The sequence below is a fragment of the Nonomuraea sp. NPDC049480 genome (assembly GCF_044465905.1).
Lineage (GTDB): Bacteria > Actinomycetota > Actinomycetes > Streptosporangiales > Streptosporangiaceae > Nonomuraea.
This window is the reverse complement of record NZ_JBITMD010000012.1, coordinates 170480-191128: the sequence shown is the minus strand read 5'-3', so window position 1 is coordinate 191128 and position 20649 is coordinate 170480. Positions and strand designations below refer to the sequence as shown.

Here is a 20649-nt window from a genome sequence, read left to right as displayed (position 1 = left end):
GCTCGGCGCCGGCGCTGCTTCGATGGTGAACACCGATGCTATCGCGGGTGAAACCCCAGCTTTGTCAGCTCCTTGCGGGTCCCGTGGAAGACGTTGCGGTCGATCGGGCTGTTGGCGTACTGATGGATGGTCCAGTCGCGCCACGGCCTGGGCACCAGGGGACGGCCGCGGGGATGCTCGGGACCGGCGACCCAGAGCGGGTATTCGGCCAGGCCGGCGCAGTTTCCGCCGTTCGCGAACGAGAAGTACGTGTAGATGAACGGCCGCACGTGGCCGTGCCGCTCGACGTGGTGGCACCAGCGGCGCGCGTACCTGGCGACCTGCTCGGGCCGCAGCCCGTCGGCGTCCTCCAGGTCGAGGGCGACCAGGTCGCCGCGACGCAGGCCGCCGGCCGACCTGATCGTGGCCAGGAAGTGGCGGGCCTGCGCGATGGGGTCGCCCTTGGGCCGGGCGAAGTGGTACGCGCCGGAGACGATCCAGCTCTCGCGCATGCCGTTCCAGTTTCGCGCGAACCACTTGTCGACGTAGTCGCCGCCCTCGGTCGCCTTGGCGAAGGCGAAGGCCACTCCGGCTTCGGCGTGACCGGTCCAGTTGACGGAACCCTGCCAGTTGGACACATCGATGCCTTGGAGCACGTGCTTCACCTTGCCGGAGTTTATTGAGATGTGCTCAGATCAAACCTTCGCCGCGCCGATCAGCAGGTTTCGTGTGCGTTCCCGGTTGGCGTACACGGAGGCCACGAAATCGGTCACCCCGGCCCGCTCCACCTCCTCGAGCTTGGCCAGCACGGTCTCCTCGTCGCCGACGATGGCCACGTCGCCGGGGTTCGCGGCGCCTTCCCTGTCGAGCATGGCACGGTACGAGGGAAGCTGTCCGTACACCGCGAAGATCTCGTTCGCGCGCTGGACGCTCGCCTCGGGGTCGTCGGTGACGCAGACCGGCAGCGCGCAGACGATGCGCGGCGGCTCGCGGCCCGCCTCGGCGGCCGCCGCCGTGATCGTGGGAGCGATGTGGTCGGCGATGGTCTTGGGGCCGGTCATCCACAGGACGGTGCCGTCGGCCACGGCGCCGGCCATCTTCAGCATGCGCGGGCCGAGCGCGGCCATCAGCACGGGGAAACCGGCTCCCGGCGTGGTCAGCCTGATGTCGGCCTTGAGCGTCTCGCCCGTGTATTTGACGTGCTCGCCGCGGCTGGCCGGGATCAGGATGTCGAGGTACTCCTTCATGTGCCGGCCGGGGCGGTCGAAGTCGTAGCCGTACATGCCCTCGATGACGATCTTGTGGGACAGCCCGATGCCGAGCACGAGCCGGCCGCCGAGGGCGGCGTTGGCGGTCATGGCCTGCTGGGCGAGCACGGCCGGGTGCCGTGGGTACGTCGGCACGACGGCGGTGCCGAGCTCGATGGCCGGCCCGCCGGCGCCGGCGGCGGTCAGGGCGGTGATGGCGTCGAGGCTGAAGATGTTGGAGAGCCAGGCCGAGGTGAAGCCGTCCGCGGCCGCTTGGGCGATCTGGTCGCGCAGCCCGCCGATCGGGTCGGGCCCTTTCGGCTCGGTGAGGTAGTAACCGTAACGCATGGAACAGAACTCCATTCTGGTGGCTGACGCGAATCTACCCTCCCACGCCGCCATGCGGTCATCCGCCGGGCCGGAACGCATTTGTAAAGTGGCCTTCATGACCCACGATCGCGCCGGACAGCCCGCTCAGCCCGCCGACCTGGTCGACGTCGCCCGGCTGGTGACGTCCTACTACTCCCTGCATCCCGACCCCGACGAGGTGGGCCAACGGGTGGCGTTCGGCACGTCGGGGCACCGCGGGTCGTCGCTGAAGACCGCCTTCAACGAGGACCACATCGTGGCCACCAGCCAGGCCATCTGCGAATACCGGCAGGCCCAGGGCACCGACGGGCCGCTGTTCCTGGGCATCGACTCGCACGCGCTGTCGGAGCCCGCGCGGGTGTCGGCGCTGGAGGTGCTCGCGGCCAACGGGGTCGAGGTGCTGATCGACACGCGTGACGGCTACACGCCCACGCCGGCGGTCTCGCACGCCATCCTGCGGCACAACCGGAGGCGCATGTCGGGGCTCGCCGACGGGGTCGTGATCACGCCGTCGCACAACCCGCCCGGCGACGGAGGCTTCAAGTACAACCCGCCGCACGGCGGGCCCGCCGACACCGACGCGACCACGTGGATCCAGGACCGGGCCAACCGGTTGCTGCGCGACATGAGCGCCGTGCGGCGGATCCCGTACGCGAAGGCCGTGGGGCTGGCCGGGCGCTACGACTTCCTCGGCTCGTACGTCGACGACCTGCCGTCGGTCGTGGACCTGGACGCGATCAGGGCGGCCGGGGTGCGGATCGGGGCCGACCCCCTCGGCGGGGCGAGCGTGGCGTACTGGGGGGAGATCGCCGAGCGGCACCGCCTCGACCTGACCGTGGTCAACCCGCGGGTCGATCCCACGTGGCGGTTCATGACGCTCGACTGGGACGGCAAGATCCGGATGGACTGCTCGTCGCCGTACGCGATGGCCTCACTCATTGCAAATCGCGACAAATACGATATTTCCACGGGAAACGATGCCGACGCGGACCGCCACGGCATCGTCACGCCCGACGGCGGCCTCCTGAACCCCAACCACTACCTGGCCGTCGCCATCTCCTACCTGTACGCCCACCGCGACGGCTGGCCGTCGGACGCCGGGGTCGGCAAGACCATGGTGAGCAGCGGCATCATCGACCGGGTCGCGGCATCGCTGGGGCGGCGGCTGTACGAGGTGCCGGTGGGCTTCAAGTGGTTCGTGCCCGGACTGCTCGACGGGTCGCTCGGCTTCGGCGGCGAGGAGAGCGCGGGGGCGTCCTTCCTGCGGCGGGACGGATCGGTGTGGTCGACCGACAAGGACGGGATCATCCTGGCGCTGCTGGCGTCGGAGATCCTGGCCGTCACCGGCAGATCGCCGAGCGCGCACTACCAGGATCTCATCGGGCGCTTCGGCGAGCCCGCGTACGCCCGGGTGGACGCCCCGGCCACGCGCGAGGAGAAGGCCGTGCTCGGGAAGCTGTCTGCCAAGCAGGTGACGGCCTCGTCGCTGGCGGGTGAGCCGATCACGGCGGTGCAGACGTCTGCGCCCGGCAACGGGGCCTCGCTGGGCGGGGTGAAGGTCGCGACGGAGAGCGCCTGGTTCGCCGCCCGGCCCTCGGGCACGGAGGACGTCTACAAGATCTACGCCGAGTCCTTCCGCGGCCCCGACCACCTGGCCAAGGTCCAGGAGGAGGCCCGGTCCCTGGTCTCGGCCGCCCTCGGCTGACCGGCCGTGCGGGCACAGGCCGCTGAGGCAGGGGCCTGTCAGCCGGTGCGGGCGGTCGCGAGCGCGCCGTCGGCCGTGAGGCGGGTGAGCCAGTCCGACAGCAGCGTGCGCAGGGTCCCGTCCTGGCGCAGGTCCTCGCCGAAGACCTCCGTCAGGCCCAGCAGCCGGTCCACCACCTCGCGCGGGCCGGCCCCGGGCATGGCCAGCCGCGCCGCCATCGCGTCGGCGACCGTCAGCGGCGTGCCGTCGTCCGCCCGGCCCGCGGAGACGTACCGCATCCAGGCCGCCACGCCCAGCGCCGCCCAGCGGGGCTCGGCGCCCCGGGCGAGGCGGTCGCGGATCACGGGGAGCAGCCGCTGGGGCAGCTTGTGCGTGCCGTCGGCGGCCACCTGCGCGATCGGGTGCCGCAGCGCCGGGTTCGACAGGCGGGCGAGCAGCTGTTCCCGGTAGGCGTCCAGATCCGTCCCGGGCGGCGGCACGAGCGTGGGCGCGGCGTCGAGCTCCAGGTAGCGGCGGCCCGCCTCGGCCAGCTCGGGCCGCGCCATCGCCTCGGCGACCGTGCCGAGCCCCGCGAGCGCGCCCAGGTAGGCCAGCACCGAGTGGACGCCGTTGAGCAGGCGCAGCTTCATCGTCTCGTACGGCTCCACGTCCGGCGTGATCACCGCCCCCGCCCGCTCCCACGGCGGCCGCCCGCCCGCGAACCGGTCCTCGATCACCCACTGCCGGAACGGCTCGGTGGCCAGCGCCGCCCGGTCCTCCACACCGAGCAGCCGCGCCGCCGCGGCCCGGTCGGCGCCGGTGGGGGCCGGCACGATCCGGTCCACCATGGACGACGGGAAGGCGACGTTCCCGTCGCCGATCCAGGACAGCAGGCCCTCCTCGCGGGCGAGCTCGCAGAACTCGGTCACCAGCCCGCCCAGCAGCCGGCCCCCTCCCACCAGGTTGTCGCAGCAGATGACGGTGACCGGCCCGGCGCCGGCGGCGCGGCGGGCGCGCAGCCCCGCCACCAGCCGCCCCACCGGCGTCCGCGGCGGCCCTCCGGCCAGGTCGGCGGCCACGTCGGGATCGCCGGCGCGCAGCCGCCCGGTGGCCGGGTCGTGCCGGTAGCCGGGCTCGGTCACGGTCGTCGTCACCACGCGCACGGCGGGGTCGGCGATCCTGGCGATCCCCTCCTGCGGGCCCACGGCCTCCGTCAGCATGCCGCACACCCGGATCGAGGCGTCCTGGCCGTCGAGTTCGAGCACCGAGTACAGCAGGTCCTGCGCCCTCAGCAGCTCGGCCGCGGCCATGCTGCGCATCGTCACGCCGCACACGCCGTACGCGGGGTCGCCTGCGTCCTCGGTGTAGAGCGCCTGGTGTGCCCGGTGGAAGGCGCCGAGGCCCAGGTGCACGATCCCGGTGCGCAGCTCGCCCGGCCCGATCCCGGGCCTGGCCGACGGGGGCACCACGGCCAGGGCGAGCCGCGACAGCCGCATCAGTACCCCAGGTGCCGGCCCCCGTCGCCCACCAGCACCTCCCCCGTCACCATGTCGGCCTCCACCAGCGCGGTCACCATCTGGGCGATGTGCTCGGGCCGGGCCGTGCGCCGCAGCGGCGCCTTGGCCTCCTCCCTGGCCGCCATCTCGGTGAAGCCCTGCTCCCCCACCCGGTCGATGTGCCAGCGGGTCGCCACGATGCCGGGCGCGACGGCGTTCACCCTGACCTCGGGCCCGAGCGCGACCGCCAGGTCGCGGGTGAGCTGGAGCAGGGCCGCCTTGCTGACGCTGTAGGCGATCGAGGAGCCGGTGGCGAGGATCCCGGCGATGGAGGATACGTTGACGACGGCGCCGCGGGCGGCCCGCAGGTCGGGGGCGAAGGCGCGGGCGCAGTAGTACGGGCCCATGAGGTTGACGCCCATGATCTGCCGCCAGATGTCGTCGGTGAGCCCCTCCAGGTCGGCGAACGGCACCCATTTGGTCGTGCCCGCGTTGCAGACGAGCACGTCGACGCGCCCGTACCGGTCGCGTACGCGCTCGGCCATGCGGCGCACGGCGGCGTCGTCGGCCACGTCGGCGGCCATGGCCTCGGCCTTGCAGCCCAGCTCAGCCAACCGGGAGACGGTCGCCTGGGCGTCCGCCGCCGAACGCGAGTAGTTGACGACCACGGCCGCCGCGCCCTTCCTGGCCAGGCTCTCCGCCACGGCGGCGCCGATGCCGGTGCCTCCGCCGGTGATCACGGCCACCGTCCCGTTGATGTCCATGCCCTACTCCTCCACGAGTGGTCTCCGCAGCGGGTCGGCGGCCGCGATGTCGATGTCCTTGGTCTCCCGCGAGGCCCAGAACGCCCAGAACGAGATCACGGCGGTCCCGATGAGGAACGCCGCCACCAGCCAGGGCTCCCCGTCCAGCCGCGCCGCGAGCGCCGCGCCGATCAGCGGCGAGAACCCGGCCAGCGCCGCCCCCAGCTCGCGCGAGGCGGCGAACCCGGTGTAGCGGACCCGCGCCCCGAACAGCTCGGCGTAGAACACCGGCTGCACGGCCACCTGCGGCGCGAACCCGAACGCCCCCATGATCATCATCGCCAGCCACACCACCAGGGGCACGCCGGTGTCGACCATGAGGAAGTACGGGTACGCGAACACCGCCACGAACACCACGCTGAACAGGTTGAGCGGCCGCCGCCCCACCCGGTCCGACAGGTGCCCGTAGACCGGCTGGAGCACGATCACGGTCAGCCCGAACAGGATCACCCCCAACAGCGCCGTCCGGCTGGTCAGGCCGAGTTCGCGGGTGGCGTACGCGACGCTGAAGGTGGCGAGGGTGTAGACCACGGCCGTGTCGCAGATGTGCGCCCCGACGCCGACGAAGAAGTTCCGCGGGTAGCGGGCCAGCGCGTCCCTGATCGGCAGCTTGACGATCTCGCGGCTGCGCTCCATCTCGCGGAACACCGGCGACTCGGCCACCCGCAGCCGCACGTACAGGGCCACGCCGATCAGCGCGAAGCTCACCAGGAACGGCAACCGCCAGCCCCAGGCCAGGAAGTCCTCCTCGGGCAGCAGCTGGACCAGCAGGAACGCCGAGGTGCCGAGCACGAGACCGATCTGCACGCCGGTCTGGGCGTAGGAGGCGTAGTAGCCGCGCCGGCCGGGCGGGGCGTGCTCGGCAAGCAGCGTGGCCGCGCCGCCGAACTCCGCGCCCGCGCCCAGGCCCTGGCAGACCCGCAGCAGCGTGAGCAGCAGAGGAGCGGCCACGCCGATGGCGGGGTAGGTCGGCAGCAGGCCGATCAGCCCGGTGGACACGCCCATGATGACGGTGGTGATGATCAGGGTGGAGCGGCGGCCGATCCTGTCGCCGAGGTGGCCGAACAGGACGCCGCCGAACGGCCGCACCACGAACCCCACGCCGAACGTGGCGAACGCGGCGATCGTGCCCGCCGCCGGGTCGGCGTCGGTGAAGAACAACCGGTTGAAGACGAGGGCGGCGGCGGTGCCGTAGATGAAGAAGTCGTACCACTCCAGGGCGGTGCCGACGAGGGCGCCCAGGACGACGCGCCTTAACTCGGGTGTGGCGGACATCTAACCTCCAGGGGCCTCTCCGGCCATGGTGGGCCGCGTCCAGCGGCTCGCCACAGGTAGCGGGGTTTGCACCTACGGAACGCCGAGCCGCGCGGCGAGCGCCGCCAGCTCCGCCCACACCGGTGCGGGCACCGGGATCCCCTCCTTCAGCCGCGTCGTGCGCGCCTCGGCCTCCGGCTCCCCCGGAACGACCACTCCGGGGCCGGAGGCGCGCAAGGCCTCGCAGAAGAACTCGACCTGGGCGACGTAGCTCTCCAGAGGGACGAACGCGGCCGGGTCGACCGCGCTGATCACCGTGCCGAAGGTGCCGTCGTACTCCGGCGAGGGGGCGGTGCCGGTGCCCGTGAGCAGGCCGCCGACCAGCTCGATGAGGACGCTCAGGCCGTATCCCTTGTGGCCGCCGAACGGCAGCAGCGCGCCGCCCCGGTAGAAGTCGCCCGGGTCGGTGGACGGGCGGCCCTCGGGATCCACGAGCACCCCGCCCGGCGCCGGCGAACCGGCCACGCGCAGGAGGCCGAGCTTGCCCTCGGCCATGGCGGCGGTGGCCCAGTCCATGACCACGGCCGCGCCGCCGGCCCGCGGCACCGCCCAGGCCATGGGGTTGGTGCCGAGCATCCTGCGGTGCCCGCCGTACGGGGCGACGGTCGGGTCCGCGTTGCCCACGACCTGCGCGATCAGGCCCTGCGCGGCCAGCGACTCGGCGTACTCGCCGAGCCTGCCGACGTGGTTGCACTCCCTGATCGCCACGACCCCCGCACCGTGCTCCCGGGCCAGCCGCGCCGCCTGCTCGGCGGCCAGCCTGGCGGCGGCCTGCCCGAACCCGCGCCGCCCGGACACCACGGCGGTGGCGCCACGGCTGGAGACCACCTCTGGCCGGGCGGTGGGCACGATCACACCGGCCTCGATCCTCTCGAGGTACGGCATGAGCCGCCGCACACCGTGGGAGCCGTGCCCGGCGAGATCGGCCCCGACGAGGGACGCCGAGACCGTGGCGGCGAGGTCGGCGGGCACGCCGGCCGCGATCAGGAGATCCCTGGCGAGGTCGCGGAGAGGGTCGGCGGCGACCAGATGAGGGGATGTGTTCACGGGCCACCTGTCCGCATCGTGAGGACTGCGTTCCGTGTGCGCGCTTATGCCCGTTCCACGCCCGCCCAAACGGATCTCCGGAAAGGGCTTACCGGCCCCTCGTCCGCGCCCTGGGGTTCAGCCTGCGGCCGCCGGCCTCCAGAGCACGGCGTGCCACTCGCCGTCGGGAGAGATCGCCGTCCCGGCGATCTCTCCCTTGCCGTTGATGGCGTTGACGGCCGTCGCCGAAGCTCCCGCCGGGTCCGGCAGCCGGACCGGTGCCTGGGCCTGGTCGGTCCACACCGCCGGGTGGGCGGTGCCGCCGGCCGGGTCACAGGTGTGGGTTCCGACGATCACGCCGTGGTCGTTGACGGCCGTCGGCCGCGCCTGACCGCCGCCGTCCGCGATGCGGCGCATGCCGCTCTCGCGGCTCCACACGAATCCGGCCTGGAGCACGCCGTCCGTGCCGAGCGCCGACTGGCCGACGACGTGGCCGTGGTTGTTGAGGCCGGTGGCCTGGCTCCAGATGCCGCCCAGCGTGCCCAGCTCCGTGACGGTGCCGTTCTCCCAGAGGAAGGCGCGCTGGGTCTGCTGGTCCGCCGGCAGGCCCACCGTGTCTGTGCGGCGGTGCGTTCCGGCGATCTGACCGGCCCTGTTGATGTCCGAGGCCCCGCTGCCGGCGATGACATCGAGGTCGGTCTTGACGCCGTTCCGGACCACGAATGCCTGCGTGCGGCGGGTGTTGCCGGGCTCGTAGGCGATGTATTCCCCGACGACGACGCCCTGGCTGACGTCCTTGGGGAATGTGAGCCCGCCGAAGTTGCCCAGATCCCGCATGGTCCCGTCCGTGCCAGAGGAAGGCGTGGCCCTTGCTCTCCCACGTGTAGCTGCTGCCTGCGACCCGGCCCTCCTCGTCGATGGCCGAGCCGCTGCTCGTCGGGCCTCCGAGGGTGCCCAGATCGACGACATGGCCGTCGTCCCAGAGGATCGCTTGTGACCGGCCTGCCGCGTTCCTCGTCCAACCGGAGATCTGCCCCCGGTCGTTGATGTCGAGCGCGGAGCCCTCATGATCACCCCATTGACGGAAGGCCAAAACGATCACACGGTAAACGCGTCACCGATCTTCGCCAAGGGCCGAACATCAAGAAAAGGGGAAAGTCACCATCCGCCACGATCGATGGCGGCATCCTTCGGAAGCCACGTCAGGTGAGCTCGCGCGCGGTCGCGGTCGTCATGCCGGTGCGGCCGAGGTCGGCGCGGCGGCCGGCGGTCACGCCGTCGTGGTAGCCGGTGCCGCTCGTGCGGGGGACGCTCATCCTGATCTTCGGGTAGTACGCCGCCACCGCGCGCTCCACCTCGGCACGGCGGTCGGCCAGCACCAGCACGGTCCCCGGGCCCGCGGACTCCGACTCGGCGCGGGATTCGGCCTCGCACAGCAGGCGGTACACCTCGTCGGTGAAACCCAGCAGCCACGACCGCCGGTAGGCCCGCACGGCCGTCACGTCCTCGGGCGGGCGCACGCGGGCCAGACCGGAGGCCATCTGGAGCAGCAGCGAGGTGGCCAGCAGGTCGGCGCGCTCGAGGTCGGCGGCGAAGCCGAACACGTGCACCCGCTGGCCCCCGTCGCCCCGCCCGATCAGCAGCGGCCGGCAGCGTACGGCCTGCGCCACCAGGCTGACGAGGCGGGCCTTCTCCCTGGCCCAGGGGTTGGACAGGGAGACGATCCGGTCACCGGGGACCTGCCGCGTGCCGGCGGGCGGCAGCGCGTCGATGCCGTGTTTGGCCATGAGCGCCGACGCGGCCGCCATGAACGTGGCCCGCTCATGCTCGTTGTCGGTGCGCTCGGCCTTGGCCAGGAGTTTCCTGACCCGGTCGAGCGTGCGATCACGCGGCAAACGCGCTCCCCTAGTGCTTGGTCAGCACCCTCCCGTCGGCCCCGATGACGGGGAAGGCGCCCGTGTCGACGATGCCGTGCTGGTGGTACAGCGCCTCGATGAGGGCGTGCGCCTGCGGCTCCAGTTTCCACAGGGCACGATACTCGCGTGCCGAGGCCAGCGAGATCCCGATCTCCTGGGCGATGTCCACGGTACGGGGCACGATGCCCTTGGCGATCTGCCGGTCCCAGTACTCGCGGGCGGCCCGCATGAGCGCCGCGCGCTCGGCGGTGGAGACGACCTGCGGGGTGGTGTCGAACACTTCGACATCCTCGTCCTCGTCGTCGACGAGCTCGGCCAGCGCGGGCGGCAACGCCGGGCGGGCGGGCACCGGGTGCTGCTCGGCGTCGTGCTCCCAGGGCACGCGGGGGTCGGCGTCGATGAGCGCGGTGGTGTTGTAGAGCGCGGCGATCTGGGCCAGCAGCGCCTCCTGGCGGGCCGGGTCCACGGCCAGGCCGGTGTGCTCGACGGCCTGGTCCATGGCCTTGTCGAGCCTGGCCAGCGCGGCGCGCATCTTGCGCTCGGGGGCGCCGTTCTCGCGCAGCGCCTTGGCCTTCTTGGCGGCCAGCGCGACCCGGGTGAGCCTGCGGTGGGCGTCGACCTCGCTCGCCGTACGGTCGCTGACCTCGGCCAGCCCGAGCCTCACCAGCAGCCGCTCCGGGGTGAGCCGCCAGTTGATGCGCCCGGTGCCGCGGATGCGGTGGCGTTCGATGGCCATGCCGCGCTCCCACAGCCAGGCGGCCACCAGCGGCGCGGCGAGCCGGAACAGCGCCTCGGGCAGGCTGCGCGCGTCCATGCTGGACAGCACGGCGGTCAGGCAGGTCAGCGCCCACACGGCGATGCCGTCGATGCCGGCGGAGAAGTTCTCGCGCATGTTGCGGCGGGCGCGGACGGCGGAGGTGATGATCGCGACCTCGATGAACGCGAACAGCAGCAGCCGTAGCGGCCCGTCGAGCCCCAGCACGTCGCCCGAGAAGCGCCACATGCCCTGCGCCGACACGCCGGTGGCGATGGACGCGGCCACGATGGTCAGCACGTCTTCGATGGGACGCTGGGCGACGTATCTGGAGAACAACCAGAAGGTGGCCTTCCAGGCGATCCTGAGGACCAGGAACGCGAGCGCCAGCCCAGCTAGGCTGAGCAGCGCGATGACAGCGGTGGCGAGCGGCTTCTCCGTGACGAAGGCTGCTATTTCCTCGAATGTCGGCATCTGTCACTATCCGTGGGGGGCTCTACTCCGGCTCTATGCGACGAGATCATCGCAGAATGTCGCCACCTTGTACGCCAAACACCATCTGCTGCCCCACTTTGCCCTCGTTTCCCACCTTCAACACGGTCGGTACCCGGCCTCTGCCGACCGCACCGAGCCGCCGCCCGGTGAGGTGACCAGATTCTGGCCGGCGGGTGAGGCGTCGCGGGGCCGATGGCGCCCTCAGCCATACGCTGGGCTGAGGGAAAATTCGTCCTTATGGAGGGCGCTGAGCACCCCCTGTGGATGGGACCATCTGACGAGGGATTTATCCCAAGCAGTGCGATGTATCCCAGCAGGACGGATATCGATGTCAGACAATGAGTTCCCGCTCGTCCAATTCATGCGCGACGGGTTCCACCCCGTGGGCGAGCTCGGGCGCATCCGGGCCGAGCATCCGGTCTTCCCGATGGAGATCCCCGGCGGCCAGACCGTGTACCTCGTCACCCGCTGGGAGGACGTCCGCGCGGTGCTCGGGGACCACGAGCGTTTCAGCAACGACTTCGCGGGCGTGATCGGTCTCGGCTCCAACCAGGAGGACCCGGGCGGCCTCGGATTCCGCGACCCGCCCGAGCACACGCGGTTGCGCAGGTTCCTGACCCCTGAGTTCACCGTACGGCGCCTGCGCCGGCTGGAGCCGCGCATCGAGGCCATCGTGGCCGAAGCACTCGACCGCATCGAGGCCAGGGGCGCCGAGAGCATGCCGGTGGACCTCTTCGAGGAGTTCGCGCTGCCCATCCCGTCTCTGGTGGTGTGCGAGCTGCTGGGCGTCCCGTACGACGAGCGCGCCGACTTCGTGAAGATCAGCAAGGACCGCTTCGACTTCACGGCCGGGCCCGAGGCGTCGCTGCAGGCGATCAACGACGCGATGACGTACCTGATCGAGCTGGTCGCCAGGGAGCGGCAGAACCCCGGCGAGGGCCTGCTGGGGCAGCTGCTGCGCGACCACGGGGACGAGCTGGACGACCGTACGCTGGCCAGCATGGCCGACGGCCTGCTGACCGGCGGGCACGACACCAGCACCAGCATGCTCGCCCTGGGCACCCTGTGGCTGCTGCGGAACCCGGAGCAGGCGGCGAAGGTCCGCGAGGTCGACGGCTACATCAACGACGTCGTCGAGGAGCTGCTGCGGTACATGTCGGTCGTGCAGGTGGCCTTCCCGCGCTTCGCCCGCGACGACCTGAAGCTGCACGGGGTGACGATCAAGAAGGGCGAGCTGGTGCTCTGCTCGCTCATCGGCGCGAACCGCGACCCGGCGGCCATGGGCGAGGACGTGGACGAGATCCGGCCCGGCCGCGAGGTGTCGCACCTGGCCTTCGGCCACGGCATCCACCGCTGCATCGGCGCGCCGCTGGCGCAGATGGAGATGCGCATCGCCTTCCCCGCCCTGCTGCGCCGCTTCCCTGCACTGCGGGTCGCGGGCGAGGTGCCGTTCAGGGAGCTCGCCATCGTCTACGGCGTCAAGGAGCTACCCGTCGCCTGGTAGAGCGGCTACGTTCGCAGTGTGAGCGAGCCTGTCATCGACCTGGCCAGGATCAGGGCCGTCGTGTTCAACACCGACGGCGTGGTCACCGACACCGCCCGGGGGCACGCGGCCGCCTGGAAACACGTCTTCGACGCGTTCCTGCGCGGCCGCTCGGCGCCGTTCGACATCCGCGACGACTACCTGCGCCACGTGGACGGGCGGCCGCGGCTCGACGGCATCCGCACGTTCCTGGCCTCGCGCGGCATCACGCCGCCCGAGGGCTCTGCGGACGACGAGCCCGGCGCGCCCACCGTGCACGGGCTCGGCCTGGCCAAGGACCAGACCTTCATGGCGCAGGTGGACGAGTACGGGGTGGCCGCGTTCCCCGCCACCGTCTCGCTCCTGCACGAGCTGCGGCGGCGGGGCGCGCGCACGGCTGCCGTGTCCGCCAGCCTGCACGGCCGCAAGCTGGTGAACTCGGCCGGCGTGTCCCACCTGTTCGACGTGCTGATCGACGGGAACGACGCCGCGCTGATGAACCTGCCGGGCATGCCCGATCCCGCCCTGTTCCTGGAGGCGGCCCGCCGCCTCAACCTGCCCCCGGCCGGGGTCGCGGTGGTGGACGCCGCGCTGCCCGGGGTCGAGGCGGGCGGGAAGGGCTCGTTCGGGCTGGTGGTGGGGGTCGTCAGGGAGGGCGGCACCGCGGGCGAGCTGCGCGCCCACGGGGCCGGCGTCGTGGTGTCCGACCTGGGCGAGATCGAGGTACGCGGACGGGTCCTACCCTTGACCACGTGACCGTTCTCATCGACCCGCCCAACTGGCCGGGGCCGCGCGGCCTCATGTGGTCGCACCTGGTCAGCGATCACTCGCTGGAGGAGCTGCACGACTTCGCGGACCGGCTCGGCGTGCCCGAGCGGGCGTTCGACCGGGATCACTACGACGTGCCGGAGACCGTGCACGCGCGGGCGGTGTCCCTGGGGGCGGAGGCGGTCAGCTCCCGGGAGCTCTTACGACGCCTGATCGCGGCCGGGCTGCGCCGCCGCAAGCGCCGCTAGCTCGGCGGCCATGTTGGCGCGGGCCCGGTCCTCCCACAGGTCGCGTGCCCGGGCGGTGCGGTAGAGGCGCTCGGTGGCCAGCAGGCGGCGCAGCACCTCTGAGCGGCCCTTTCTGAACAGGTCGTCCGGCACGTGGGCGTACTCCTGGCGGATGGCCGCCGCGTAGGCGGCGTATCCCCGGCCGCCGAGCACGGCCAGGTCGGCGTCGCACAGGACGGCGCCGTTGGCGTCGCCGCCGGTCAGGGTGTCGTGCGCGGCGGTGAGGCGTACCAGCCGGGCCACCTCGGCGACCCGGGCCGCGGGCACCCCGCACCTGGGCAGCCTGGACTGGGCGAGCTGGGCGCTGCGCTCCTCGTCCCAGCCCGGCCTCCCGTCGTAGACGGCGTCGTGGAACCAGGCCGCCAGCCGCACCGCCGCCGCGTCGCCGGCCTCCGCGGGGAGACGGTCGATGGCGTCGAGGACGGCGGCGAGGTGATCGAGGTCGTGGTAGCGGCGGTGCGGCTCGGCCCACCGGGCGATCAGCTCGGCCCCCACGGCGAGTGAGGCCGGCGTGTCACCCACGAGCGCGACCCAATCGGCCATCAGCGGGGTCCGGCGGTCCCGATCGTCTGCGCCGCGGGCATCGGGGCCGTGTGCGCGTCGCGTCACGTCGTCGTCCGCGGGCGTGGGGCCATGGGCGTCGATCACCGTCCCACCGTACTCACCGAGGGCCTTTGGTAGCGTCCTGGGCATAGGCGCGAATCAGGAGGAGCCGCGGCGCCTGCCACGGTGGCGGGAGCTGCGGGACGTGCTGCCCCAAAAGCCGCGATGGTCCAGGCGGCAGCGCGTGGCCCAGGCGGCGGACATCCACGATCTACGGGAGCTCGCGCGCAAGCGGGCCCCGCGGATGGTCTTCGACTACGTGGACGGCGGCGCGGAGGGTGAGCGGTCGATGGCCAGGGCGGCGGAGGCGTTCGATCGGGTCGAGTTCCGCCCGCGGGTGTTGCGCGACGTCGCCGAGGCGCCGACCGCGGCCGAGATCCTGGGCCGGCGGATCTCCATGCCGGTCGTGCTCGGGCCCACCGGGTTCACCAGGATGATGCACCGGGCGGGTGAGCGGGCCGTGGCCAGGGCGGCGGAGCGGGCGGGCGTGCCGTACACGCTGTCCACCATGGGCACCACGACCGCGCGTGACGTGACGGCGGCGGCGCCCGGCGGGTGGAACTGGTTCCAGCTGTACGTCGTCCGCGACCGTGCCCGCAGCCTGGACACGCTGTCCCTGGCCCGGGAGGCGGGCATGGACGTCCTGGTGGTGACCGTGGACGTGCCGGTGGCCGGGGCGCGGCTGCGGGACGTGAGGCACGGCCTGACGGTCCCTCCGTCGCTGCGCTGGCGCAGCGCGTTGCAGGCGCTGCGGCGCCCGGCGTGGTGGTTCGACTTCCTCACCAGCGAGCCGCTGAGGTTCGCCACCGTGGACGGCGCGCCGGGCGACCTGGCGGGCATCACGAACATGATGTTCGACCCCTCGGTGACGATCAAGGACTTGGAGTGGATCAGGTCGGCGTGGCGGGGGCCGCTGCTGGTCAAGGGCGTGCAGCGGGTGGACGACGCCAAGGACCTGGCGGCCGTCGGGGTGGACGGGCTGGTGGTGTCCAACCACGGCGGGCGGCAGCTCGACCGCTCCCCCACGCCGCTGGAGCTTCTGCCCGAGGTGGTGGACGCGGTGGGCGACCGCACGGAGGTGTTCCTGGACGGCGGTGTCCGCACCGGGGCGGACGTGGCCGCCGCGGTCGCGCTGGGGGCGCGGGCCTGCTTCGTCGGCCGGGCCTACCTGTACGGGCTGATGGCCGGCGGCGAGCCGGGGGTGACGCGGGCGCTCGACCTGCTGCGCGCCGAGCTCGTACGGACGTTGCGGCTGCTCGGCGTGAGCGGCGGCGTAGCCGGTCTCGACCGGGACGTCGTACGCCTCCGCTAGAGCGGCCCTCACCGGTGTCCGGCGGTTCTTGTCAGACATGACGCGTATTTAGCCAGAGGTGTGGCCCCTCTGCTCCTTCACACGGGGACCTGGTCCTCACCCGGAAAGGAGATCGAGATGGCAACCGGAGAGTTCCAAGTGATGAAAGTGCCGGCCGAGCAGTTGACCGGCATTCTTCACGGGCAGGTTGTCGATCCGGGCGCGCAGCCCACGAATGTCGTACGGCGCGGCGAGGGTTGGACCGTGGACGTGAGCTGGGAGGTATCGGGCGAGCTCGTCGACTGGCTGGCCGGTTGCTGGCAATTGGAGATCATCGCCGACTTGCTCGGCGGCGGTGAGTCGAGACACCCCTCGCCTCCGGTGGAGATGACCTTCACCCCTGGTTCGGGCCGATATACCGCCTCCATTCCGATGCGCGGCCAGCTCGACGCGGGCACCTATGACCTCGTGGTCAACCTCACCACCACGACCGCCGCCGGCACCGCGGGGGCGCTCGGCGGGTTCGTGGTGATCAGCAAGATCGTGGTGAAGGAATGATCAACGAAGGCGGCGCTCCAGGAGGAGGGCGCCGCGGCCGGACAGCAGCGTGGCGCACCACTCGCGCAGGTCCGCCGGTTTGGGTCCGCTCACCTCGCCCCCTTCCAGCAGGTCCGCCCAGTCCAGGAGGGACTCGGCGAGCATGAGCGGCACCTCGCGCCGCTCGTGCACCTCGGCGGCCGCCTCGAAGTGCTCGGCGGCCCGGCCCGGGTCGCCCATGGTCATGGACAGGTGGGCCAGGTAGTGGTGGCCGCAGTGGTGCGCGACCGTCCCGTGCCCGAAGGTCTCGCCCTCGGCGGCCAAGGAGGCGTACAGCCGCCCGGCCAGGTCCGCCCGGCCCAGCCGGCCGGCGGCGACGGCCAGATTGTCCAGGGCGGGCCGGTGCGCCATGTTCCGCGGCGGAACGACGCCCTGCTCGGTCAGGATGCGTTCGAGCAGCGGGCCGGCCTCCTCGTCGTCCAGCTCGCACAGGTACCGCAGCACCGCGTGCACGGGGTCCACGCGGGGCGCCTGGGCGGCGCGGCGCAGCCGGTCACGCAGCTCCCACAGCCGGCCCTGCAGCCGCCGGATCTCGGCGATCTGCTCGGCGTAGATCGCCACGGCCTCCAGCCGGCTGCCGATCTCCGAGCCGAGCCGCATGGCCGCGGTGGCCTCCGCCTCGGCCTGCGCCAGGTCGCCCTGCATCAGGGTCAGGCCCGCCCTGGAGTAGCCGACCAGCCAGTGGAGGTGCGGCTGCGCCAGCCGGTGGGCCATCTCGTCGGCCTGGTCGAGCAGCGTGGCCGCGCGGGCGGCGTCGCCGCTGTCCAGGACGGGTGGGGTGCGCTGCACGTACGCGTGGAACAGCGCCAGGTCGTCGCCCGTGCGGCGGGCCGCCTCCAGCATCTCGTCGCCGTCGCGGTGGCGCTGGTGCAGCGGGTCGGCGGGGATGATGGTCAGGCTGCGCAGGCACAACACGAGGGCGAGCGTGCGCGGGTCGCCGGACTTGCGGGCCAGGGCCACCGCCTCGTCGCTCAGCGCGAAGCGCCGCTCCCCGTCGGGCGCCCAGATCAGCTCCGCGGCGAGGTGGGCCGCCAGCAGCGCCCGGGTGCTCACGTCGGTGGAGTCGACCAGCCGCCTGGCCTCGGTCAGCAACGCGATGCGCTGCTGGTCGGGCGTGGCCGAGATGCTGGTGAAGCCGCGGTCGCCGCCGAGCGCCGCCGTGACGATCAGGTCGCCGCGCTCGCACTCCCTGGCCAGGCCGGCGGCCGCCACCAGGGTCGGCCTGGCGTCCGGGTGGCCGGCCAGCCACATCGCCCTGCCGCACTCCATCAGCAGCTCCGCGCGCCGCTCCAGGGTGGCGCCTGGGAAGTCCGCCAGCAGCTCCAGCACCCGCTGGTACCAGGTGACGGCCTCGCGGTGGGCCAGCCCCTCCAGCGCGTGCTCGGCCGCGCGCACCGCCGCGTCCGCGGCTGCGCCCACCCGGGCCGGGTCGCGGCCGTGCTCGGCGGCGGCCAGCAGATGCGCGGCCACGACGTACGGCCGCGACTCCATGGCCTTCGGGTCCGTCCGGCACAACGCGTCGGCCACCCGCCCGTGCAGCAGCCCGGCCCGCGGCGGGGAGAGCGTGGCGTACAGGGCGTTCCTGGTCAGCTCGTGGGAGAACCGGCAGGTCCCGCGGCCCGACATGGTGACCAGGCCGGCGCCCATCGCCTCCTCCACGGCGGCCACGAAGCGGGCCTCGTCGAGGCCGATCCCCAGGCGCAGCTCCGCCGGCTCCATCCGCTCGCCCACCGCCAGCAGGCTGACCAGCTCCCTGGCGTCCGGGTGCAGCTGCGCCAGCCGGGCCAGCACCATCCTGGTGACCGAGTCGGGCACGGTCAGCGCTTCCAGGTCCGTGCCGGCCGCCAGCTCCCTGGCGACCTCGCTGATCAGGAACGCGTTGCCGCCGGTGATGCGGTGCAGCAGCTCGGCGTCGCCGCCGGGACGGACCTCCGCCAGCACGTCGGAGACCTCGTCGAGGCCGAACGACGACACCTGCACGACGCGGCCGTCGGCGGTCAGCTTGTGCAGCTCAGGCATGGCCGACTCGACCGGGACCGGCCGCGAGGTGGCCAGGATGAGCAGCGGCATGGCGTCGGCGTCGTACATGAGGGCGTGGAGCATCTGCAGCGACTCCAGCGTCGCCCACTGCAGGTCGTCGATCACCAGCAGCACCGGCCGCACGGTGGTCAGCCGCTCGATGAGGGTGCGGGCCGCCGCCATCAGGTGGTAGCGCTCCGAGACCGGCTCCGTGGCCGGCGGCACTTCCAGTGAGAGCGGCGGCGCGCCCAGCGACGGGGCCAGCCGGACGAGCTGGCCGCACTGCTGGTCGACCCCGGCCCGCAGGAGCAGCGCGGGCGAGGTGCGGGCCAGCCGCTCCACCGCGCCGGCGATCGGCTCGTACGCCTGCCGCGCCGGATCCGTGCACCGCCCCGCCAGCACCGTGAACTGCCGTTTGAGCGCCTGCCTGGCCACCATGGACGCCAGCCGGGTCTTGCCGACGCCGGGCTCCCCCTGGAGTATCACCAGCCCGCTGCCGAACTCGGCCGCCGCCAGCTCCCCGTCCAGCGCCCGCAGCTCCTCGTCCCGGCCCACGAACGGCAGCACGTGGCCGTTGTCCAGCCAGGTGGGCAGCCCGCCGCTCTGGTGGTGGTCGGCGTTCTGCCAATGCAGCTCGTACGTGTGCAGCGGCTCGCGCAACCCCTTGCCCGGCAGCCGCCCCAGGTCCTTGAACTCGTGCCGGCTGCGCCCCTGGGCCAGCCGCCGCACCAGGTCCGTGCAGAGCACCTGGCCGCCCTCCGCCACGGCGACCAGCCGGGCCGCCTCCACCGTCGGCAGCCCGCTGACGTCGTCATGGCCCCAGCACACGTCGCCGGCGGCGAGCGCGGCCTTGATGGAGATCTTCTCCAGCGCCCGCTCGTTCTCGTCGGCCACCGCCTGCTCCACCGCGATGATCGCGTCGAGCCCGGCGGTCGCCGAGTCGAACACGGCCATCAGCCCGTCGCCCAGGCTCTTGGTGAACGTCGAGCCGCTCGCCGTCACCACGGAGTGGAGCAGCTGGTAGAGGCGGCGGAAGACGACGTTGGCCCGCTCCTCGCCGAGCCTGATCCGCAGCGCGGTGGAGCTGACCACGTCGGTGAACAGAATCGTCGCCGTGGTCAGCGTGCCTGGCTCGTGCGGGACAGTCACGCGCGCAGCCCCTTCCGCGAGGGCGCTCGTACCTTCTGCCGGATATTTTGCCGCACGCCGCGCCGGATCTCGCGGGTTTTAACGGCGACCGCCGACTGTCTGATCCGCCAGGCGCGGGCCAGCTCACCGGGGATCCGGAACGGCGCCTTCCCGTCGGAGTGGCGGTCGACCAGGGCGATGACGATGTGCCGCCCGGCCCTGCGCACCAGCCAGCGGACCACCCCGTCGACCGGGCGGCCCAGCCACGGCCGCCGGTGCGCCGCCCGCGCCAGCGTGAACAGGGCGGTGCACCACCACGCGGCCGGCGGCACGCCCAGCAGCTCGGGCACCCGGGCGGCGCCGTGGGCGGCGTCGCGGAAGACCCAGTGCACCAGGCTGCGCGGCAGCTTGCGCCAGCCCAGATGCATGAACTCCTCCATCTCCTCCAGGAGCTTGGCCATGAGCATGCGGCCCTCGTCGCTGGACTCGTACAGGCGGCCCATGCGCTCGCTGACCGGGCCGACGTCGTCGAGCGTGAGCGGCCCCTCCCGGCACGCCTCCACGCCCATGAGGTGGCCGAACACGCTCCACGTGTAGAGGTGGGCGGCGCGCTCCTCGTCCGTCAGCGTCACGCCCATGCACTCCAGTGCCTCCCACGTCACCACGGAGAAGTCGAAGATCGTGGCCAGCAGCAGCTCCTGGTTGACCGGCGGGCCGTACTTCGCGGTGTCCCAGTGGTCGCCGAAGCGCTCCTCGACCAGGGCGCGCACGAACGAGTGCAGGATGCGCAGCCCGAGCGCCGTCGTGTGGCCGGGCCCGCCGGGCAGCAGGCTGCCGGTGGCCTTCAGCCCCATCACGTCGATCAGCATCTGCCCGGTCTCGGCCACCCGGCGGGTGAGGCTGTGCGTGGCCAGGTTGGACACGCCGGCCAGCACCTTGGCGCTGGACACCTCGACGTACGCCATGGGCAGGCACTTGCAGAACAGCGCGGCCGACTGGTAGAGCCCGTAGTGGGCGAACACCGCCTGCCCCCTGGCCAGCAGCTCCGTGTCATCTCCCCAGTCGGGCAGCTCCCTGGCGAAGCCGAGCGCGTCGAAGATCCAGGAGGCGGGCGGCTCGCCCGCGGGCGCCCTGGCCTCCCGCTTGGCCCGGCCCAGCTCCTCGATCACCGCCTTCACCAGCTCCAGCGGGCCGCTCCCGTCGGGCTGCTCCTTCAGATAGCGGGCCACCACCTCGTCGATCTCCGGATCCGCCTGCTGTCTCAGCTGCCGGAATCTCTCCTCGGGCCAGCGTTCGTCCCTGCCCATGGGTCGCTCACCCTCCTCACTCGCTCCGCGGAATCCCTCCTCCG

At 72.5% G+C, this 20649-nt stretch carries 18 protein-coding genes and 1 pseudogene; 6 read left to right on the top strand and 13 right to left on the bottom strand.

Annotated features, from left to right (window positions below; translation table 11 throughout):
* Positions 1-38: 38 nt before the first annotated feature.
* Both ACIBX3_RS32115 and ACIBX3_RS32110 read right to left on the bottom strand, forming a co-directional pair.
* Entirely contained in the window at positions 39-644 is a 606-nt protein-coding gene (locus tag ACIBX3_RS32115) for a glycoside hydrolase family 25 protein (protein ID WP_397123505.1), read from the bottom strand.
* Positions 645-674: 30 nt separating this feature from the next.
* A complete protein-coding gene (locus ACIBX3_RS32110) occupies positions 675-1574 on the bottom strand; it encodes a TIGR03564 family F420-dependent LLM class oxidoreductase (protein WP_397123503.1) in 900 nt (299 codons plus the stop codon).
* A 97-nt stretch (positions 1575-1671) separates the two neighbouring features.
* On the opposite strand from ACIBX3_RS32110, the gene pgm reads away from it, so the two are divergent.
* A complete protein-coding gene (pgm, locus tag ACIBX3_RS32105) occupies positions 1672-3300 on the top strand; it encodes a phosphoglucomutase (alpha-D-glucose-1,6-bisphosphate-dependent) (RefSeq protein WP_397123501.1) in 1629 nt (542 codons plus the stop codon).
* A 38-nt stretch (positions 3301-3338) separates the two neighbouring features.
* Here pgm and ACIBX3_RS32100 read toward each other — a convergent pair whose 3' ends face one another.
* The 8 genes and pseudogenes from ACIBX3_RS32100 to ACIBX3_RS32065 all read right to left on the bottom strand — a co-directional run bounded on the left by ACIBX3_RS32100 (position 3339) and on the right by ACIBX3_RS32065 (position 11062).
* Positions 3339-4775 carry a mannitol dehydrogenase family protein gene (locus ACIBX3_RS32100; RefSeq protein ID WP_397123499.1) on the bottom strand — a complete coding sequence of 479 codons (1437 nt, stop codon included), beginning with the start codon at positions 4773-4775 and terminating at the stop codon, positions 3339-3341.
* On the bottom strand, positions 4775-5539 hold the full coding sequence (locus ACIBX3_RS32095; protein ID WP_397123497.1) for an SDR family NAD(P)-dependent oxidoreductase: 765 nt from the start codon (positions 5537-5539) through the stop codon (positions 4775-4777). The genes ACIBX3_RS32100 and ACIBX3_RS32095 overlap by 1 nt, the downstream gene beginning before the upstream one ends.
* Before the next feature lie 3 nt (positions 5540-5542).
* Positions 5543-6853, bottom strand: a complete 1311-nt coding sequence (locus tag ACIBX3_RS32090) for an MFS transporter (protein ID WP_397123495.1) — start codon at positions 6851-6853, stop codon at positions 5543-5545.
* Between the two features lie 72 nt (positions 6854-6925).
* Complete coding sequence (locus ACIBX3_RS32085) at positions 6926-7939, bottom strand: Ldh family oxidoreductase (RefSeq protein ID WP_397123493.1); 1014 nt, start codon at positions 7937-7939, stop codon at positions 6926-6928.
* Between the two features lie 117 nt (positions 7940-8056).
* A complete protein-coding gene (locus tag ACIBX3_RS32080; RefSeq protein WP_397123491.1) occupies positions 8057-8755 on the bottom strand; it encodes a hypothetical protein in 699 nt (232 codons plus the stop codon).
* A 115-nt stretch (positions 8756-8870) separates the two neighbouring features.
* A pseudogene (locus ACIBX3_RS32075) lies at positions 8871-9020 on the bottom strand (hypothetical protein); the annotation flags it as partial.
* Between the two features lie 100 nt (positions 9021-9120).
* A complete protein-coding gene (locus ACIBX3_RS32070) occupies positions 9121-9813 on the bottom strand; it encodes a DUF2786 domain-containing protein (protein WP_397123489.1) in 693 nt (230 codons plus the stop codon).
* Between the two features lie 10 nt (positions 9814-9823).
* A complete protein-coding gene (locus tag ACIBX3_RS32065; RefSeq protein WP_397123487.1) occupies positions 9824-11062 on the bottom strand; it encodes a hypothetical protein in 1239 nt (412 codons plus the stop codon).
* 349 nt (positions 11063-11411) lie between these two features.
* On the opposite strand from ACIBX3_RS32065, the gene ACIBX3_RS32060 reads away from it, so the two are divergent.
* From ACIBX3_RS32060 to ACIBX3_RS32050, 3 genes are read left to right on the top strand one after another with little or no spacing between them, the layout of a single operon-like run.
* Positions 11412-12587: a cytochrome P450 gene (locus tag ACIBX3_RS32060; protein ID WP_397123485.1), complete on the top strand. Its 1176-nt coding sequence runs from the start codon at positions 11412-11414 to the stop codon at positions 12585-12587.
* 18 nt (positions 12588-12605) lie between these two features.
* Positions 12606-13361, top strand: a complete 756-nt coding sequence (locus tag ACIBX3_RS32055; protein WP_397123483.1) for an HAD family hydrolase — start codon at positions 12606-12608, stop codon at positions 13359-13361.
* Positions 13358-13621, top strand: a complete 264-nt coding sequence (locus ACIBX3_RS32050; protein WP_397123481.1) for a DUF4031 domain-containing protein — start codon at positions 13358-13360, stop codon at positions 13619-13621. Before ACIBX3_RS32055 ends, ACIBX3_RS32050 begins: the two co-directional genes overlap by 4 nt.
* Here the strand turns inward: ACIBX3_RS32050 and ACIBX3_RS32045 are convergent.
* Entirely contained in the window at positions 13574-14203 is a 630-nt protein-coding gene (locus ACIBX3_RS32045; RefSeq protein ID WP_397123742.1) for a metal-dependent phosphohydrolase, read from the bottom strand. The two genes, ACIBX3_RS32050 and ACIBX3_RS32045, sit on opposite strands and share 48 nt — an antisense overlap.
* A 205-nt stretch (positions 14204-14408) precedes the next feature.
* Here ACIBX3_RS32045 and ACIBX3_RS32040 point away from each other — a divergent pair, with 205 nt between their 5' ends.
* A complete protein-coding gene (locus tag ACIBX3_RS32040) occupies positions 14409-15575 on the top strand; it encodes an alpha-hydroxy acid oxidase (protein WP_397123479.1) in 1167 nt (388 codons plus the stop codon).
* A gap of 117 nt (positions 15576-15692) precedes the next feature.
* Positions 15693-16112 (top strand): hypothetical protein, encoded by a 420-nt coding sequence (locus tag ACIBX3_RS32035; protein WP_397123477.1) that lies wholly within the window; start codon positions 15693-15695, stop codon positions 16110-16112.
* Here the strand turns inward: ACIBX3_RS32035 and ACIBX3_RS32030 are convergent, their stop codons facing one another.
* On the bottom strand, positions 16113-19319 hold the full coding sequence (locus ACIBX3_RS32030; protein WP_397123475.1) for an ATP-binding protein: 3207 nt from the start codon (positions 19317-19319) through the stop codon (positions 16113-16115).
* Positions 19316-20605 carry an oxygenase MpaB family protein gene (locus tag ACIBX3_RS32025; protein ID WP_397123473.1) on the bottom strand — a complete coding sequence of 430 codons (1290 nt, stop codon included), beginning with the start codon at positions 20603-20605 and terminating at the stop codon, positions 19316-19318. The genes ACIBX3_RS32030 and ACIBX3_RS32025 overlap by 4 nt, the downstream gene beginning before the upstream one ends.
* Between the last annotated feature and the right edge of the window lie 44 nt (positions 20606-20649).